We start from the raw sequence: 17578 nt of genomic DNA on the forward strand, positions 1-17578 counted from the left end.
ATAATAAAAGCTCTAAAGGACATAGAGTTAAAACGATGAACAAAGTTGTCGCGAGTGCGCATGAAGCTTTAGCTGATGTAGTTGCAAACAATCAGACCTTTGCTGTGGGCGGATTTGGATTATGTGGAATCCCAGAAGCATTAATTGATGCCTTAAAAGAAACGGGCGTAACAGGTTTAACCTGCATTTCAAACAATGCTGGCGTTGATGATTTTGGTCTAGGCAAACTTTTACAAACCAAACAAATTAAAAAAATGATTTCATCCTATGTGGGTGAAAATAAAGAATTTGAACGTCAATATCTGAATGGTGAACTTGAAGTTGAACTGACTCCTCAAGGGACATTGGCGGAAAAATTACGTGCTGGCGGTGCAGGCATTCCTGCATTTTTTACCCAAACAGGTGTAGGTACACTGGTTGCAGAAGGAAAAGAAGTTCGTAATTTTGCTGGCAAAGACTATATCCTTGAACATGCCTTGATTGCAGATATTGCCTTGATAAAAGCTTACAAAGCAGATAAAGCGGGTAATCTGATTTTCCGTAAAACAGCACGCAACTTTAATCCTGAATGCGCCATGGCAGGAAAATTGACCATCGTTGAGGTTGAGGAAATTGTTGAAATTGGTGAACTAGATCCTGATTCAATTCATCTGCCAGGCATCTATGTCAGTCGTATCATCTTGAATGCACAACCTGAAAAACGAATCGAACAATTGACATTGAAAACGGAGGCTTAATCATGGCTTGGACGCGTAATGAAATGGCTGAGCGTGCTGCTCAAGAACTTGAAGATGGTTTTTATGTCAACCTAGGTATCGGATTGCCGACACTGGTTGCAAACTATATTCCTGAGCATATCGATGTCTGGCTACAATCTGAAAATGGTTTATTGGGAATAGATGAATTTCCAACTCAAGAAACTGTAGATGCGGATTTAATCAATGCAGGCAAACAAACCGTCACTGCACGTCAAGGTGCTGCATTTTTCTCTAGTGCTGAATCTTTTGCCATGATCCGTGGTGGTAAAGTGAATATTGCCATATTGGGTTCAATGGAAGTTTCTGAAAAAGGTGATTTAGCTAACTGGATGATTCCTGGTAAGAAAGTCAAAGGAATGGGAGGTGCAATGGATTTGGTTGCTGGTGTTCAAAAAGTTGTGGTTTTGATGGAACACTGTGCCAAAGACGGTAGCCCGAAAATTGTCTCAGAGTGCTCACTGCCACTTACGGGCAGATTGGTTGTCAACCGCATCATCACTGATCTGGGTGTTATGGATATTACGCCACAAGGCGTTAAATTGGTTGAACTGGCTAAAGATGTCAGCTTAGAGCAAATTCAGTCTGCGACAGGTGTAAGCTTGATTACAAGCGAGCTTCAAGCTTCTTGATCAAAAAAAAGAGCTGAAATCATTTTCAGCTCTTTTGCTCTTGTTTCGAACAAGTTAATTCACAATAAGAAAATCTGCTGGCAAACTAGTTTTGACCATTATTGCCCCATTTTAAATAAGCTTCACGCTGACTTAAACGTTCATAATAATTTTGAACATGCGGAAAATCTATTTTTTCAAATGGTGTTAAGTACCAACGCTGTACAGACAAGCCAATCACAATGTCCGCTAAAGAAAAGTTTTGCCCTGTGACATAAGACCCTGTTTTTTCTAATTGTTGATCAAGGATCTGCATATGTTTGCTCCAAGCCTGAATACTTTGCTCTACCCGCTCTAAATCTTGATGTAGAGGTGAATGACGAACCAAATGCATCAGGGCATATGTCCAGCTGTTGTTCAATTCAATCCCGTGCCAATCAATCCACTGATCCACTTCAGCACGTTGTTTGGCATCCAAAGGATAAAGGTGTTGTCCATTATATTGATTGGCTAAATATCGAATGATCGAGTTGGATTGCCACAACACAAAATCCTCATCGATTAAAACAGGAATGGTCGCATTGGGATTCAGCTTTAAAAATGCGGTTTCTTGAGTGGATTGAAAGCCACGCCCCCAATCTTCACGCTCATAAGAAATATTGAGTTCATCACACAGCCAAAGTAATTTTCTGACATTGATTGAATCAGCTCTTCCAAGAATTTTTATCACAAACCATCTCCTATCCAATGCAAATAATATAGCTGAAAATGATGAGAAACATCTGTGTTGAAGATCACATGATCATAAAAATATGATTGAAAAAAATCGTGATATAAATCTTAAAAATAAATATGCAGCAATAAGACTAATTCATTCAACTTATTGTCATCTGAGAATTAAAAAAATGAGATATATAAAGCGTTTTAAAATAAAACTTATCTAAAAACAAATGCTTCATACAGTCAAATTAAAGTGTAAGCATACATCTATAATCAATGGGTCATTGATACTAAATCATGTGATCATTCAATTGAGTAAATAAATGATGCCCAAATGTAGCTAAAAAGTATTTTTATCTAATATTGTCATTCACAAACAATACAATGACCTATCCGAGATTTTGAGGTTGTACTTTTGGATAACTTTGCTTTTTTTAAAAATATTCAGGAATGGTCTGATCAGTATCCGTGGTTAGAAATGCTGACATCATTGTCCATTTTGCTTTTTTTCGCATTTTTAGCAAATTTTATTGCAAAACAAGTCGTTGTTCGGGGTATACGTAAACTCATTTCAAAGATGAAGTTTGCCTATAGTGAAATTTTCTCTGAACACAGTGTGATTCGAAGAGTGGCAAACATTGTCCCAGCGATTGTTATTTTAAATGGGATTAGCACAGTTCCGCATTTGTCTGTAAAAGTTGTCAGTCTAGTGCAAATGGCATCACAAGCATTTATCTTCCTCACGATTGCCCTTGCACTCAGTGAACTTCTCAACGTTTTTAACTTATTTTATCAACGTAATCCAAAGTCACTCAATAAACCTATTAAAGGTTATCTTCAGCTGGTCAAACTGATCGTATTTATCGTCTGTGGTTTACTGGTATTGGGTACATTCCTGAAGAAAGACGTATTTACTCTGCTGGCAGGTTTTGGTGCTATGGCAGCAGTATTGCTATTGGTTTTCCAAAATACCATTCTTTCTTTGGTCGCATCCGTACAAATATCTTCTTATGACATGGTGCGTATTGGTGACTGGATTGAAATGCCTTCACTCAATGCTGATGGTGATGTGATTGACATGTCGCTACATACCATCACTGTGCAAAATTTTGATAAAACCTTTACTACGATTCCGACCAATAAATTGGTGACGGATACTTTTAGAAACTGGCGCGGTATGAAGTTATTGGGTGCAAGACGGATCAAGCGATCTATCTTTATTGACCAAACCAGTATTCACTTCATTACTCAGGAAGAACAACAGAAATTAAAAGCTTTCTTATTGCTGGATCAATATCTGGACAATAAACAATCTGAGCTAGAGACTTTTAATCAGCAGTTTGAAAATCAGTCGATCTATAATCAACGTCGCCTGACCAATATCGGAACCTTTCGGGCTTATGTTGAGTTTTATCTAAAACAACATTCAGGTATTGCAAAAAACCAATCGCTGATCATTCGTCAGTTGCAGCCAACCAGTGAAGGCATACCGCTTGAAATCTACGCATTTGCCAATACAACGGTATGGAATGACTATGAAGCAATTCAATCTGATATTTTTGACCATTTGATGGCAATTATTCCTGAATTTGGCTTAAGAATTTATCAAGCACCTTCTGGTTCTGATTTACGTTCATTAGCCAGCCATTCATCTGCAAATACTTTAGAGCATTGATTAGGAGTGATGGGTCAGGAGCATATCTGCGCCTGAACAATCTGTTTATGTATTGCTCGTACATTCATTCAGCGCTTTATTATGCTGAGCTAAATAAGATACTGCACTGAGTAAATACTTTATCCAGACTCATGTGAATAATTCGTTTATTCACATGATTACCAATTATTTTTTAGGATTTATTTTGAATAAATTTATATGTATAAAAAAAGCCCTTGAAATCACAAGGGCTTTTTTAAATATTTGGCGGAAGCGGTGAGATTCGAACTCACGGAGGACTCACACCCTCGTCGGTTTTCAAGACCGGTGCATTAAACCGCTCTGCCACGCTTCCAATGGCGGCTATCATATAAATAAAAACACGTCTTGGCAAATATTTTTCTATATTTTCACTCTCGAATGTACAAAATAAAATCAAATCCTGTTAATTTGCTGAAATTTCATGCTTTTCATAACGAATTGAGTTGATATACCAAAGCTTTTTTCCTAAAGGTGTCATCACTTCAACTTCATCATCTACCTGTTTAGAGAGCAAAGCTCTTGCCATCGGTGAGTCAATAGAAATATGTTGGGGGTGATGGTCATAAATTTCATCAACACCGACAATCCGCAAAGTTTTCGATTCCCCTTCATCGTTTTCTATCTCGACCCATGCACCAAAATAGACTTTTCCTTCTTGCTCGGGTGCAAAATCTACGATACGTAATTCTTCTAAACGTTTACCTAAGTAGCGCACACGACGATCAATCTTTCTCAGCAGTTGTTTATTGTATTGATAATCCGCATTTTCAGATCGGTCACCTAGACTGGCAGCCCATGTTACCTTTTTAGTTACTTCTGGTCGTTCCTCACGCCAAAGTTGTTGCAGTTCTGCAACCAATAAATCATGTCCCGAACGGGTGATTAAATTAGATTTCATGATTTAAAACCATTTACCATAGATCCGCATTGAGATACATTTTTAAAAAAATATTGAGGTTCGTCTACTGCCAACCCATAAAAATTCTGAATATCGAAACTGATTTTTAGTACAAATATGCTGTACATTTTTACCTTGCTTGAATCCATAAATTAAAAAAAACTCATATAAAATCCTTAACTAAATTTTTATCAGTGACGGTCTAACTTAACTTACATTCGGTATATTTGCTTACAGTTTTTTGATTTTTTATTTCAAAACAATTTCAGCATAAATTCAAAAAAAATTAATACATTTAAATCAATAACTTAAATGTTATTTTCTGATCATTTTTTAAACAAAATTTGACAGATAAAAAAACTGCCGATATTATGCGCACATGTTTTATTAGCTTACTTTTTTAATTTTGTAGTTTTTCTGCAAAATCTTTCAATCCCACATGTCATTTTTTGAATGACGTTCATGACTGCCCACCCTTATTGAATTTACCAACTGTAAGAAGTCTGTAGGTACTTTTGTGCTTATTACTTTTTAGGGCAATAAATTACTTGTAGCGGAGACAACATGCACAGTAGTTCAACCTCTGGGTCGAGGCTTTGCCTTAACTCATTATTTCGTGCTCTTCCAATTAAATGTTTAGTTTTATCCACGGCGTTAATTCCTTTCAGTATTAATGCCAGTAAGAACAATCAATACAATGCTGTAGTTAATTCAAGTAAATTGACTGTAGTCGCTGTTTCCAATCCGAGTATTGTATTTAAGGATGGACAGTATAAACATGGCTTCGGCTATGACTTAGCCCACAATTATGCTGAAAGCTTAAACGTGAAGCTAGAGTTTAAAACAGTGGCAGATAATGCGACTGCACTCAAGATGATCAATCAAGGCAAAGCAAACTTTGCGATTACCACTGCAACGATGCAAAGTATCGAAGCACAAAATCTCACTTCGTTTTCAGCTACATGTGGTGATTTCAATAGTTTAAAAAGCAATGGCTTAAATACCGATATCAATTGGGTCTTTAAGCAAGCTGATGATCCACTCACAGCAACGGCAAGCGGTTTTATTTGTCAAAGTAAACAAAATGGTGCAACCCAACAATTGGCATCATTTTATAATCGCAATGTAGTTAAGAAAGATGATTGGAATACCATTCAACGTGATCTAAGTGCGCGTTTACCGATTTATAAAGCCAGTTTTAAACGTTCTGCACAACAGTATGGTTTAGATTGGCATCTGCTTGCAGCTATTGGTTATCAAGAATCATATTTAAAACCAGACTCTGTTTCTCCCACAGGTGTTCGCGGTTTAATGATGTTGACCAACAATACTGCAAAAGCAATGGGTGTGAGTAACCGCAACGACCCAGTACAAAGTATTCAAGGCGGCGCAAAGTATTTTGATATGATGTTGAATCGATATTCTTACATCCGTACACCTGACCGTCATTGGTATGCATTGGTTGCCTATAATATGGGACCAGGTGCTGTTGAAAGTATCCAAAAACGTATTAAAGCGCAAGGTAAAGATCCGAATGATTGGATGAACCTTTACAATTATTTAACACGCCACCAAAGCAGTAATGGTCGCTATAAACAAGCAGTGCAATATGTCACACGTATTCGTGCATATTTAGAGCACATCAAAACGACACCGCGTTTGCTTGAAATCTAATACAGTTCGTCACTGGGCTGGCTACTGTTTAATATTTAAAACTTTTGTAATACATCAATATCTGATCTAACTATCGTTGAGATTGTTTTTCAATCGACTGAAATGATCAGACAAAAAAAAGCTTACTCATGGAGTAAGCTTTTTTTGTATCAAGAAAATTAAGCAGTTTGCTCTAATACTTTCTTAAACAAATCTTTTTGTTCTTGGCTTGGCTTAGCAGTTTGTAATGCCATTAATTGAGACATATCACCTTGAACTTTGATTTTACCTGTCATGAACGCTTGCATCGCAGCAGCCATATCAAACTCTAGGAACACTTTACGAAGCGTCTCAGCATCCATATTGAGCGTCGTTTTGGCATTTGCAGAACTACCTTTAATGATTTTACCACCATCCAAAGCAAGCTCTGTGTTGCCATCTGCATCTGCAACAACCAAATTAATCGCTAAACCAGAAAGCGCTGGTGGCAAGTTTAAATCACCTGCTTCAGCAGTTAATTTTTCAACATTTGCAAACCAATCATCAGTTAAAAATGCAGGCATGTTCATTCCTCAAATTATTTATTCAATTTATTGTGCTATCTATCCAGACAACATCAGGGTGAAGCAGTTTTGCTTGCCCAATGTTATAGCATGATAATTTCAATTTGGGCTAAAGTTTTTTGTACGGACTGTTCATGTTTTATTGGTTTTATCGTTTTATTTTTTAAAATCAGGCACTCATTTCAATATGAGTACCCGATTTGTTCAAAAAATTGGCAAAAAAGATCAGTCTGCCGCAAAACTCAAATTCACCACATCCAAGCGTTTTTTCATGTCTTCAGTGTCACATTTCATATCAAATTCACGCTCTTCATCCAATTTCTCAAAATCGAACAAATCACGGTCTGCTAATTGTGAAGGCGAAACATTTTGTAATGCACCAAAAATACTGTGTAAACGTTTTGGATATTGTTTGTCCCATTCACGCAGCATGTCATTCAGCATTGCACGTTGTAAATTTTCCTGAGAACCACACAAGTTACATGGAATAATCGGGAATTTACGAATTTCTGCATATTTGATGATGTCTTTTTCTTCAACATATGCCAATGGACGAATCAGAATATTCTTTTTGTCTGAAGACAATAATTTAGGAGGCATGGCTTTTAAGCTGCCACCATGAAATAAATTCAAAAAGAAGGTTGCAATGATGTCATCACGATGATGTCCAAGTGCTACTTTGGTTGCACCAATTTCTTGTGCAAAGCCATAAAGCGAACCACGACGCAAACGTGAACATACAGCACAATAGGTTTTGCCTTCTGGCGTTAAACGTTTAGTGATGCTATACGTGTCTTTTTCCAAAATATAATAAGGAATATTATTTTCTTCCAAATATTTCGGTAATACGTCTTCGGGGAAACCTGGTTGTTTCTGATCTAAATTGACTGCGACAACATCAAAATTGATCGGTGCAATGCGTTTAAATTGCAACAAAATATCCAACAAGGTGTAACTGTCTTTCCCACCAGAAACACAGACCATTACCTTATCGCCTTCCTCAATCATTTTATAGTCACGAATGGCATGACCCACCTGACGGCGAAGTTTTTTCAACAGACGATAATAAGCTGAACTTGTTGGAAGTTCTGGTTTGAAATTAAATCCTTGCTCGGACTCAACTGGCGAGAACATAGACGAGATTGACCCATAAAAAAATACTGGGCAATTTTATCTGATTTGAACGTTAACCGCATCTAAAGATTTTTTTATTTTGCATCAATTTTTATTTGGTCATCTTTCTGACTTATTCTTCGATTTAAAATAGACGGCAAAGTTCATTTTTTATGCAAAGTGCTTATCTTTTGGACTTTTCCACAGTTTTCCACAAAACCTGTGGATAAAATTGTGGATTCTTTGGGGCTTGACATAGATTCCTATCGCAATGATGGGCATTTTCCTTAAATTGATCATTTTTTAACCACTATATTTTTTATATATTTTTCAATAGATTACCTTAGTCAATAGTTATTTTTCAAAAAAAATATAAAATTTTTTTTGCTTAATATGCCAACAAATAGCACTTGCATTTTTTTAATTGTATTGTTAAAACTCAATTCATAGTTTTTCTTGTCCAATAACTTTGATAAACTCCAAAATGAAATTGGGGAAATATATTAATTACTACAAATGAAAAAACGAATGAAAGGTTCTGTGTTGTCGGTTTTAGGGTGTATGAGTATCTTCTCATTGGCACCTGAAACTTTTGCAGGTCAAATTTACTTCTATAAAGATCAAAATGGCACGACCCTACTCACCAACCGAAAAAATAATGATAGTTCCTTACAAAAAATTAAAGTGACCTATTATAAAGACAGTAACATTCACAGTTATAGCAATTGGGGAAGTTCAGAGTCCTCAGTATTGCCCAGTTACAGTAAAAGCCGTAATGCATTTGATAGCATTATTCGTCAAGCCGCTCAAACACATGGCGTCTCCGAAGGTTTAATTAAAGCTGTGATGCATACTGAATCAGGATTTAATTCAAATGCACGCTCTCCTGTAGGTGCGCAAGGTCTGATGCAACTCATGCCTGCAACCGCACGTCGCTTTAACGTGTCTAACTCATTTGATCCACAACAGAATATTTTTGGCGGAGCTAAATATCTAAGTTGGCTACTGAAGCGATTTAATGGTAATACCACATTAGCTTTGGCTGCCTATAATGCAGGAGAAGGTAATGTTGACAAATATGGCGGCATCCCTCCATTTCGTGAAACACAAGACTATGTAAAACGTGTCACCAGTCGTTTAAATAACTTGTATGCTGGCGGTTTGAACCTCTCAACCAATGGTAATGTCAGCACTGGACAAATCATTGCTCAGTCTAATAATGCAAATGATTTAAATAATCCTGATCCTGCACCAACGATCAACAATGCATCGAGCATTCAACCTGTAAAGTATAATACTCGCCCCATTATCATTGCCTCAGATGGGACTTATACTGATGCACCTGCTGGATCCTATTCAACCGCACATGCCAGTGCAACTGCAAGGATCACCATAGGCAATTAGTTTGCTTAAGTCGGTGCTGTTTGTTGGTACATGAGCGACGAGATGATTTAGTAAAATTTATGGCTCAAATGTATAAATCAAGTCGTTAAATTGAACAATTACATTTTCTCAACAAATCATTGAAAGTTATTATGATTTCTCCTATATAGAGAATTTATTTTTATCTGACTCAATTTTTTAGATAAATTTCTGATCGACTATCCCTATATCTGAAATTTTTTACTTTTTCAGCGTATAGGTTTTTTCAATGATTCTTGAATTTTAATCTCCTAAACCTCATATTGGAATTCATGATTTATTCGCATAAATCGTATTATCGATTATTTATAAGAGGATTCTCTCCATGATGCGGATTGGTTTGTTTTTGCTAACCAACCTCGCGGTACTGGTTGTAGCTGGCATTATCCTATCATTATTAGGTGTTGGTAGTTACCACGGCGCTGGCGGTCTTAAATTAGGCAACCTGATGGTCATCTGTTTTGTCTTTGGTATGGTGGGATCTTTAATTTCCCTCTTTATGTCAAAGTGGATGGCGCTGAAAACAACAGGCACTGAATTAATTGATCCGAATGCTCCTCGTAACCAAGCAGAAGTTTGGTTATTACAAGAGGTTGCTCAACTTTCTCAACGTGCTGGTATTAAAATGCCAGATGTTGGTATTTTCCATTCTTATCAATCAAATGCTTTTGCAACGGGTTGGAACAAAAACGATGCGTTAGTATCGGTTTCAACAGGTTTGCTTGAACGAATGAATAAAGATGAATTACGCGCTGTACTTGCCCATGAAATTGGTCACGTTGCCAATGGAGACATGGCCACTTTGTCTCTGATTCAAGGTGTGGTCAACGCATTTGTCATGTTCTTTGCCCGTGTGGTCGGTGACTTTATTGACCGTAACGTGTTTGGTCGTGAAGATGGCGAAGCACCTGGATTGGCTTATTTTGCCATTACCATCGTACTGGATATTGTCTTCGGTATATTGGCATCGGCGATTGTGATGTGGTTCTCACGCTATCGTGAATACCGTGCCGACGAAGCAGGCGCTCAGCTTGCAGGTAAGGAAGCCATGATTTCAGCATTATTACGTTTACAAGCTGAATCTGAAATGCCAGATCAAATGCCAAAAGAAATGAAAGCATTTGCAATTACGGAAGGTAAGGAACAAGGCTTTAGTTTGGCCGCTTTATTCCAAACTCACCCAAGTATCGAACAACGTGTTGCAGCTTTACGTCAATTAAATCTACCTTAATGGTAAATTAATATATTTACTTTCTTATTCTCCCTTAAACAACAAAGCCTCCAATTTGGAGGCTTTGTTGTTTCTGAATAAATCATTATTTGGAATAAATAGATTAAATAAGAAATAGTTCACTAACTCAATTGAATACAGCGAATAAGGCTACCATTTGGGTCAACCACACAAAACATATCAATTTCTTCTAAATATTGAATCTCGCTCATCCGTGCATCTGGATATTGTGTCCAATCCAAAGCGTGCCAAAAATGAAATAAATCTTGCATAACATGCGTTCTTAAACAAGCACTGAACCAGGATGCTTTTGGATCCAATTGAGGATGATGGAAGAACTCTAAAATCAAACTGTCTTTGGTTAAAATCATCCACTGGTCAGACTGATAATCACATTGAAAACCCAAGAATGCATAAAACTTACGAGTATGATCAAAATCAATCGCAGGAAGGTTTGCCGAAATATAATCTTGCATGATCACCTCTGTCAGTGCATCTATGAATGTTCAAATCAGTTTAAGCAGTGCTGTTAGGTTTTATAGCTCTGATACCAATCCCACAACATATTTACACCCAGCCACATGGCAATTGCAATCAATATCAATACCACCAAGCCCAAAATATCAGGGATATGAATCCAAATCCATGCCACAACAGGGTTGCGCCAAAAGGCGGAATGCTGCTGCTTTTGTTCTAATTTTTCATGCAAAAACGGATGAACAACATGGTCATCTGAATGGATCTGATACTCTGCTTGAATATGATCATGCACGATATCTAAAGCTTTACGACTCGGGCGAATAAAAATATCAAACAATGTTCCCGCAATAGGGATACAGCCGACAATACCATCCATGATTGCAAGTTTTAACACACCATTCAACTTGGCTTGGGGTACACCAATCTGCTTGGCTTTATACACCGCATAACAGGTTAAAATAAATCCCGCCACATCACCTGCGATTGGAATGGTACTTAATGCAGCATCAGCTCCCACACCTTGTTTGGTAAAGGGAATACGCACCACTGAATCCATCATATTGGCAAACTTCGCCAAATCACGTTCCAGTTTAATGACTTCTTGAGTAGATAATTTTTTTTCTGTACCCATAAAGATGACGTTCTTCTAACAATAGTTAATTGTTGCATCATAGCCAATCTATACATGATGTTGTGTATATTTTTGATATACAGCAATAAATGGCTAAGAATTAGATAAAAAAGCGACCTATACCCCACGGCATAGATCGCTTTTAAACAACATCTTGGATCTTAATCTAAAAACTTCACCACAGTTCCGGGTTGAACTTTACGCCCCAAGTCGTTGGCATCCCAGTTGGTGAGACGAATACAGCCATGCGATGCCGTCTTCGAGATTAATGATGGATTTGGAGTTCCATGAATTCCAAAGGTCGGTTTGCTTAAGGCAATCCACATATTACCAACGGGACCATTTGGACCAGGTGGCAGAGCCAATTTCTGGCGATTGCTGCCTTGTACAAAGTTTTTCGGGTTATATCCATACACTGGATTTGGTGCAACTTTTACCACTTTATGCGTTCCTTTGGGAGACGGTGTCCCTGACCCGCCAATCGTGGCAGGGAAAGAAGCAATCATTTGATTTAAATGATTATATAAATACAGTTGGCGCGCCGGCTTATGTGCAATAATCAGCGCAACATCTTGAGGTAAGTCATTGCGAACAATTGGAACATTGAGCGTTTCACCAACTTTCTTAAAGTTAGCATGTGGGTTAATTTGCTTTAAGAAATCTTCATCAATATGAAATTTCTCACCGAGCATTTCAGTTACACGGGTATAGTAAAGCCCCGGCATCTTAGCTTGCAGAGCATAATTTCGTGGAATCGATTTTGCATAAGGACCTTTCAGGTCTTGAGCGGTAATTTGATAAGTACCAAATGCCGCAGTTGTTTGATTTTTTAACAAACTGTCCCACGTTAGCTTATCCAGTTCACCACTAATCGGTAACCCTTTAATTTGTTGATAAGCAGCAATGGCTTTTAAGAAATTTTTACCACTCTTAGCATCAATCGGTCCCGGTGATGCATGCAGATTATTTAACATCACTTGCGCGCGCGCATAGGCAGGAAACTGCCCTCGCCCCAGATTGGTTGACCAAGTGGCATTATTGATACTATTTAATGACCAATCTTGTTTTGAATCCGCTTTAATGGCTTCTTGGTTTTTTTCGCTTTTCACATTTTGTTTGGCAAATGTTTGGCTTTGAATACTTAAACCATTCAGACATAGTATACAGATAAGACTTGGCAGAAACTTGCCCATATAAAACTCGCTATCTACTTAATTTTATCATTCATTTCTCTAATAAACCATGTAATATCAGATATATGAAGAATATTAATTGAATACCCTAAATTTCATTTTAATAAAGCTTATTGATCATTTTCACATCAAAAATTTAGAACTTATTTTATAAAGTCAACCGTATATTCATTAACCCTGTTCAAATAATGTGTATTATCAGTTTAGCTTTGTATGACTTCATTATCGTTTTTTAAGTAAAATATGCAATAGCACAGGCTGACTATTTCAGTTTTTAGACCCTCTTTTTGAAAAAGAATTAAAATTAACCAATTGAAAATTTTAACAAAGTTTTGAGGTACAATTTTATTTCATTAGGGTTAGCATTTTATCATGACAGGTCTATGACCAAGATGTGCAAAATATAGACTTTAGATTTGTTTTTAATCATTTAATTTGAATTATTGATTAGAAATAGCTGTTATCATTTTAAACTGTTATAGATTATCATCTCATTTATTTTGTAAGTCAGAATTGCCTTGAATACGATCACATTGCTTCAGCCCGATGACTGGCATGCCCATCTCCGTGATGGTCTTGCTTTAAAGCGTACAGTTCCAGATCTCGCCAAACAATTTTCCCGTGCGATTTGTATGCCGAACTTGGTTCCACCTGTAAAAACTGTAGATGAAGCCAATGCTTATCGCGATCGTATTATGGCACATGTACCTGCAGGTCTAAATTTTGACCCACGTATGGTACTGTATTTTACTGACCATACTTCGCCAGACGAAGTTCGTAAAATCAAAGAATCTCAATATGTAAATGCCATTAAACTTTATCCTGCTGGTGCTACCACCAATTCGGATAATGGCGTAAGCGACATCCGCAAAGTCTATGCAGTGATCGAGCAACTTGAAGAACATCAAGTTCCTTTACTGTTACATGGTGAAGTGACTCATCATCATGTGGATATTTTTGATCGTGAAAAACGCTTTTTAGATGAAGTGCTTTCACCTTTATTAAAGCAATTTCCAAAATTAAAATTAGTTTTAGAACATATTACCACCAGTGAAGCAGCACATTTTGTACTCGAACAAGATCGTAATGTTGCAGCAACCATTACCCCACAACACTTATTATTTAACCGTAATGACATGCTGGTCGGTGGGGTTAAACCGCATTTCTATTGCTTACCGATTTTAAAACGTCAAACGCATCAACAGACATTGTTAGAAGTTGCAACTAGCGGAAATCCTAAGTTTTTCTTGGGTACAGACAGTGCGCCACACTCTAAAAATGCCAAAGAAAATGCATGTGGCTGTGCAGGTTGTTACAGTGCTCCAACTGCAATTGAACTGTATGCACAAGCTTTTGACCAAGTGAACAAAATCGAACGTCTTGAAGGTTTTGCCAGTGTCTTTGGTGCAGACTTCTATGGTTTGCCTCGCAATACAAATACGATTACTCTTGTCAAAGAAGAACAGGTAATCCCTGAAAGTTTAGATTATTTGGATGGTGAACAGATTATTCCACTTTATGCTGGAAAAACCATCCAATGGAGAAAGGTGTGACAACTGAAACATTACCTGTGATTGGACAACGATTTCGTGGCTTTTTACCCGTCGTTGTTGATGTAGAAACAGCAGGTTTTAATGCAGATACTGATGCATTGCTAGAAATAGCATGCATCCCGATTGTGTATGATGCTGAAGGCAAATTTGTTCCTGGTGAAGCACATCATGCACATATCAACCCCTTTGAAGGTGCAAATTTAGATCGTCGTTCATTAGATTTCATTGGTATTGATCCATTTAATCCTATGCGTATGGCGATGGCTGAAGATGAGAAAACAGCACTTAAGCGTATTTTTAAAGCAGTGAATGACGTGCGTCGTCAACAAAATTGCACGCATGCAGTCTTGGTTGGACACAATGCTCATTTTGATTTAGGTTTTTTAAAAGCGGCGATTGCTCGTACAGGAACAAAAAATCAAAATCCATTTCATAGCTTTTCAGTCTTTGATACGGTCACATTGAGTGCAGTGATGTTTGGTCAAACTGTCTTAGCAAAATCATGTATTCAAGCTGGAATTGAATTTGATGGTCGAGAAGCACATTCAGCATTGTATGATACACAGAAGACGGCTGAACTGTTCTGCTATATTTTGAACAAACTCGCTCCTCACTTACTTGACACTTTGATGGCGGATCAATAAGATAGCGCCATCTTCTAAACGACCCTATCGTCTAGAGGCCTAGGACATCGCCCTTTCACGGCGGTAACCGGGGTTCGAATCCCCGTAGGGTCGCCATATTTTCTCTCCTTCGCAATACCATTACTTAATTTTAGTCATTTCAATTTATTTTCTTATACTTTACGCCTAGTTATTTCATTTTATTTTGTGAATTTTCACATTTTAATCTAAAATATTGATTTAGCATTCTCAGTTACATCAAATATGCAATCTCCCGATCAATCGAATCAGCATCTCAATGCTGATGGACAGTCTTTTGTCTTAAAAAGATCCATGACCAAACGACACCTGATTATGTTGTCTCTAGGTGGTGCTATCGGCACAGGTTTATTTTTAAGTTCAGGCGAAGTCATCGCTCAAGCAGGTCCGATTGGTGCTGTGATTTCCTATATCATCGGTGGCTTAATTGCATACATGGTCATGCTATGTTTAGGTGAGTTGGCTGTGAATCAACCCGTAACAGGATCTTTTGGTGCATTTGCTGCCAAAAATATTGGTCCCGGTACAGGTTATATGGTCTCATGGATGTACTGGTTAGGCTGGTCTGCAACATTAGGTACGGAGTTTACTGCCGCTGCGATGCTGATGCAGGAATGGTTTCCAACCACCTCCATTTGGCTATGGACCTTAATCTTCATTATCGCGGTACTGATTTCCAACCTCACTTCTACTCGTTTTTTTGCAGAGTCTGAATTCTGGTTGTCCTTCGTCAAAGTGGCAACGGTTTTGGTCTTCATTCTGTTAGGCTTGGCAGCGATATTTGGTTTAATTCCATTTCATGGCTATGAATCTGCACCTTTATTCAGTAACTTAACCTCGCATGGTTGGCTGCCCAATGGACTATTTCCAATTTTTGCCACCATGCTGATCGTTAACTTTGCATTTAATGGCACAGAAATGATCGGTATCGCAGCAGGCGAAACAGAAAATCCTGAAAAAAATGTACCGAAAGCAATTCATGCTGCCGTCTGGCGTTTGATGATTTTCTTTGTCGGCACCATTATTGTGATTAGCTCATTATTACCTTATCAAGATGCTGGACTTGCCGTACATGGTGAAGGTATCAGTAATAGTCCATTTGTATCGGTATTTAATTTAATCGGTATTCCTTACGCAGAAGACATCATGCGTTTCGTGATTATCACGGCACTCTTGTCTACGGCAAACTCGGGACTCTACGCTGCTTCTCGTATGATGTGGGCTCTCTCAGTTCAAAAACAATTACCACGTATTTTTTCTAAATTGACCAAATCAGGTACGCCTGTGATCGCCATTTTGGTGACCATGATTGGAGGCTTACCCGGGTTATTATCAGAACAGTTCGGTGCTGATGTGATTTTCAAAAACTTATTAGGCGTGGCTGCATTTACCATGGTCATCGTATGGATGAGTATTTGCTGGAGTCAATTTAATTTCCGTCGCAAATGGCTTGCTAGTGGAAAGACCTTAGCTGATTTGAAATTTAAGACACCTTGGTATCCACTTGTACCTATCTTAGGTTTTATCACCTGTACCGCAACAGGCTTAAGTATGGCAGCCGATCCTGAAATGCTTTCAGGCTTTATTGGATGCTTGCTCTTTATGGCGATCTGTTATGTGACCTATTATGGTCTGTATCATCAGAAAAATTAATTCATTCCTGAGCTTATCAAGCACCCATGCTTAAATAGGTGCTTGAAATCAAGCTAAAAGTCAGCATTATTATGCCATCTATGAGATTCAACAATGATGGCTACACCCAGAATTCAATCCATATGATTGTCTATCCATAAATCGTGAATTTTGATTTTTTTTAATTTTAACGTCATCACAATTTTAATCGTCAAAACCAATCCAATACGTTATTGATTAAATTGCATGCTGAAAGAATAATAATTGCTGAAGGATTCACCAGTTAGCATATTTTTCCATAAATCTGTTTTGACAAAAGTACTGTTTATTATTAATATACGCATCACCTCATCACGACCCTATCGTCTAGAGGCCTAGGACATCGCCCTTTCACGGCGGTAACCGGGGTTCGAATCCCCGTAGGGTCGCCATATTCGAGTCTGTTTCTTAGATGAAACTTCTCATAAAAAAGCCTGAGCAATATGACTCAGGTTTTTTTATATCTGTATCGTTTAAATGGTCAAAAACACCGCAATAACTTGGCTATCTTTTTTAGCGTTTTGTTGAACAATTGAGCTTTTCAACGTTAAATTCACACAGATTAAATTAAATATAAACAATTGATTTAAACTAAAAATTAATAAAAAATTAAAATGATAAAAATTTATATTCTGGATTATTGCCGATTAAAACCACTCAGTCATTGCACTATTTCGCAATTGGACTAAAATAGCGCGCTTCTTGTTTTATTTCCATTAGAAGCTT

16 protein-coding genes and 3 tRNA genes are annotated in these 17578 nt (G+C 37.6%); 11 read left to right on the plus strand and 8 right to left on the minus strand.

The genetic code is table 11. From position 1 onward, the window contains the following. The first annotated feature begins 35 nt into the window (after positions 1–35). Together TOL5_RS15900 and TOL5_RS15905 are read left to right on the plus strand one after the other, a co-directional pair. Positions 36–737 carry a CoA transferase subunit A gene (locus TOL5_RS15900; protein ID WP_004828567.1) on the plus strand — a complete coding sequence of 234 codons (702 nt, stop codon included), beginning with the start codon at positions 36–38 and terminating at the stop codon, positions 735–737. A 2-nt stretch (positions 738–739) separates the two neighbouring features. Then, positions 740–1387: a 3-oxoacid CoA-transferase subunit B gene (locus TOL5_RS15905; protein WP_009586008.1), complete on the plus strand. Its 648-nt coding sequence runs from the start codon at positions 740–742 to the stop codon at positions 1385–1387. Positions 1388–1472: 85 nt separating this feature from the next. Here TOL5_RS15905 and TOL5_RS15910 read toward each other — a convergent pair whose 3' ends face one another. Then, a complete protein-coding gene (locus TOL5_RS15910) occupies positions 1473–2096 on the minus strand; it encodes a glutathione S-transferase family protein (RefSeq protein WP_151781625.1) in 624 nt (207 codons plus the stop codon). Positions 2097–2501: 405 nt separating this feature from the next. On the opposite strand from TOL5_RS15910, the gene TOL5_RS15915 reads away from it, so the two are divergent. Next, complete coding sequence (locus TOL5_RS15915; protein ID WP_009586021.1) at positions 2502–3761, plus strand: mechanosensitive ion channel family protein; 1260 nt, start codon at positions 2502–2504, stop codon at positions 3759–3761. A gap of 244 nt (positions 3762–4005) precedes the next feature. Here the strand turns inward: TOL5_RS15915 and TOL5_RS15920 are convergent. Together TOL5_RS15920 and greB are read right to left on the minus strand one after the other, a co-directional pair. After that, a tRNA-Ser gene (locus tag TOL5_RS15920) sits at positions 4006–4095 on the minus strand. Positions 4096–4185: 90 nt separating this feature from the next. Beyond that, a complete protein-coding gene (greB, locus tag TOL5_RS15925; protein ID WP_004828488.1) occupies positions 4186–4680 on the minus strand; it encodes a transcription elongation factor GreB in 495 nt (164 codons plus the stop codon). Between the two features lie 564 nt (positions 4681–5244). On the opposite strand from greB, the gene TOL5_RS15930 reads away from it, so the two are divergent. Then, positions 5245–6354, plus strand: coding sequence for a transglycosylase SLT domain-containing protein (locus TOL5_RS15930; protein WP_004828487.1), 1110 nt, complete (start codon positions 5245–5247; stop codon positions 6352–6354). Between the two features lie 158 nt (positions 6355–6512). Here the strand turns inward: TOL5_RS15930 and TOL5_RS15935 are convergent, their stop codons facing one another. Next, on the minus strand, positions 6513–6896 hold the full coding sequence (locus TOL5_RS15935; RefSeq protein WP_004828485.1) for an SCP2 sterol-binding domain-containing protein: 384 nt from the start codon (positions 6894–6896) through the stop codon (positions 6513–6515). Positions 6897–7121: 225 nt separating this feature from the next. Then, a complete protein-coding gene (gene ttcA / locus TOL5_RS15940; protein ID WP_121774093.1) occupies positions 7122–8030 on the minus strand; it encodes a tRNA 2-thiocytidine(32) synthetase TtcA in 909 nt (302 codons plus the stop codon). Positions 8031–8537: 507 nt separating this feature from the next. Between ttcA and TOL5_RS15945 the strand changes: the two genes are divergently transcribed. Together TOL5_RS15945 and htpX are read left to right on the plus strand one after the other, a co-directional pair. Further along, positions 8538–9413, plus strand: a complete 876-nt coding sequence (locus TOL5_RS15945; protein WP_198114721.1) for a lytic transglycosylase domain-containing protein — start codon at positions 8538–8540, stop codon at positions 9411–9413. 343 nt (positions 9414–9756) lie between these two features. Further along, positions 9757–10662 (plus strand): protease HtpX, encoded by a 906-nt coding sequence (gene htpX, locus TOL5_RS15950; RefSeq protein WP_221260504.1) that lies wholly within the window; start codon positions 9757–9759, stop codon positions 10660–10662. A gap of 122 nt (positions 10663–10784) precedes the next feature. On the opposite strand, the gene TOL5_RS15955 is transcribed toward htpX, so the two are convergent. The 3 genes from TOL5_RS15955 to TOL5_RS15965 all read right to left on the minus strand — a co-directional run bounded on the left by TOL5_RS15955 (position 10785) and on the right by TOL5_RS15965 (position 12966). After that, positions 10785–11138 carry a glyoxalase/bleomycin resistance/extradiol dioxygenase family protein gene (locus TOL5_RS15955; RefSeq protein WP_005030637.1) on the minus strand — a complete coding sequence of 118 codons (354 nt, stop codon included), beginning with the start codon at positions 11136–11138 and terminating at the stop codon, positions 10785–10787. A 53-nt stretch (positions 11139–11191) separates the two neighbouring features. After that, entirely contained in the window at positions 11192–11773 is a 582-nt protein-coding gene (locus TOL5_RS15960) for a DUF4112 domain-containing protein (protein ID WP_005030639.1), read from the minus strand. Positions 11774–11934: 161 nt separating this feature from the next. Then, entirely contained in the window at positions 11935–12966 is a 1032-nt protein-coding gene (locus tag TOL5_RS15965) for a L,D-transpeptidase family protein (RefSeq protein WP_151780979.1), read from the minus strand. A gap of 518 nt (positions 12967–13484) precedes the next feature. Between TOL5_RS15965 and pyrC the strand changes: the two genes are divergently transcribed. The 5 genes from pyrC (at position 13485) to TOL5_RS15990 (ending at position 17244) form a co-directional block, all read left to right on the plus strand. Beyond that, entirely contained in the window at positions 13485–14519 is a 1035-nt protein-coding gene (gene pyrC / locus TOL5_RS15970; protein ID WP_004828473.1) for a dihydroorotase, read from the plus strand. Then, positions 14504–15163 (plus strand): ribonuclease T, encoded by a 660-nt coding sequence (rnt, locus tag TOL5_RS15975; RefSeq protein ID WP_005030644.1) that lies wholly within the window; start codon positions 14504–14506, stop codon positions 15161–15163. Before pyrC ends, rnt begins: the two co-directional genes overlap by 16 nt. 20 nt (positions 15164–15183) lie before the next feature. Beyond that, a tRNA-Glu gene (locus TOL5_RS15980) sits at positions 15184–15259 on the plus strand. Positions 15260–15406: 147 nt separating this feature from the next. Then, complete coding sequence (locus tag TOL5_RS15985; RefSeq protein WP_004828469.1) at positions 15407–16834, plus strand: amino acid permease; 1428 nt, start codon at positions 15407–15409, stop codon at positions 16832–16834. A 334-nt stretch (positions 16835–17168) separates the two neighbouring features. Further along, positions 17169–17244 (plus strand) — tRNA-Glu (locus tag TOL5_RS15990). The last annotated feature ends 334 nt before the right edge of the window (positions 17245–17578 follow it).

Source organism: Acinetobacter sp. Tol 5 (assembly GCF_019702905.1).
Taxonomy (GTDB): Bacteria; Pseudomonadota; Gammaproteobacteria; order Pseudomonadales; family Moraxellaceae; genus Acinetobacter; species Acinetobacter bereziniae.

Bases quoted from the DNA above. Each gene is read 5' to 3' on its own strand.
- TOL5_RS15905 (WP_009586008.1), top strand. From the start codon at position 740: ATGGCTTGGACGCGTAATGAAATGGCTGAGCGTGCTGCTCAAGAACTT.
- TOL5_RS15935 (WP_004828485.1), bottom strand. From the start codon at position 6,896: ATGCCTGCATTTTTAACTGATGATTGGTTTGCAAATGTTGAAAAATTA.
- ttcA (WP_121774093.1), bottom strand. From the start codon at position 8,030: ATGTTCTCGCCAGTTGAGTCCGAGCAAGGATTTAATTTCAAACCAGAA.
- rnt (WP_005030644.1), top strand. From the start codon at position 14,504: ATGGAGAAAGGTGTGACAACTGAAACATTACCTGTGATTGGACAACGA.
- TOL5_RS15945 (WP_198114721.1), top strand. From the start codon at position 8,538: ATGAAAGGTTCTGTGTTGTCGGTTTTAGGGTGTATGAGTATCTTCTCA.
- TOL5_RS15900 (WP_004828567.1), top strand. From the start codon at position 36: ATGAACAAAGTTGTCGCGAGTGCGCATGAAGCTTTAGCTGATGTAGTT.
- TOL5_RS15930 (WP_004828487.1), top strand. From the start codon at position 5,245: ATGCACAGTAGTTCAACCTCTGGGTCGAGGCTTTGCCTTAACTCATTA.
- TOL5_RS15955 (WP_005030637.1), bottom strand. From the start codon at position 11,138: ATGCAAGATTATATTTCGGCAAACCTTCCTGCGATTGATTTTGATCAT.
- greB (WP_004828488.1), bottom strand. From the start codon at position 4,680: ATGAAATCTAATTTAATCACCCGTTCGGGACATGATTTATTGGTTGCA.
- TOL5_RS15985 (WP_004828469.1), top strand. From the start codon at position 15,407: ATGCAATCTCCCGATCAATCGAATCAGCATCTCAATGCTGATGGACAG.
- TOL5_RS15960 (WP_005030639.1), bottom strand. From the start codon at position 11,773: ATGGGTACAGAAAAAAAATTATCTACTCAAGAAGTCATTAAACTGGAA.
- htpX (WP_221260504.1), top strand. From the start codon at position 9,757: ATGATGCGGATTGGTTTGTTTTTGCTAACCAACCTCGCGGTACTGGTT.
- TOL5_RS15965 (WP_151780979.1), bottom strand. From the start codon at position 12,966: ATGGGCAAGTTTCTGCCAAGTCTTATCTGTATACTATGTCTGAATGGT.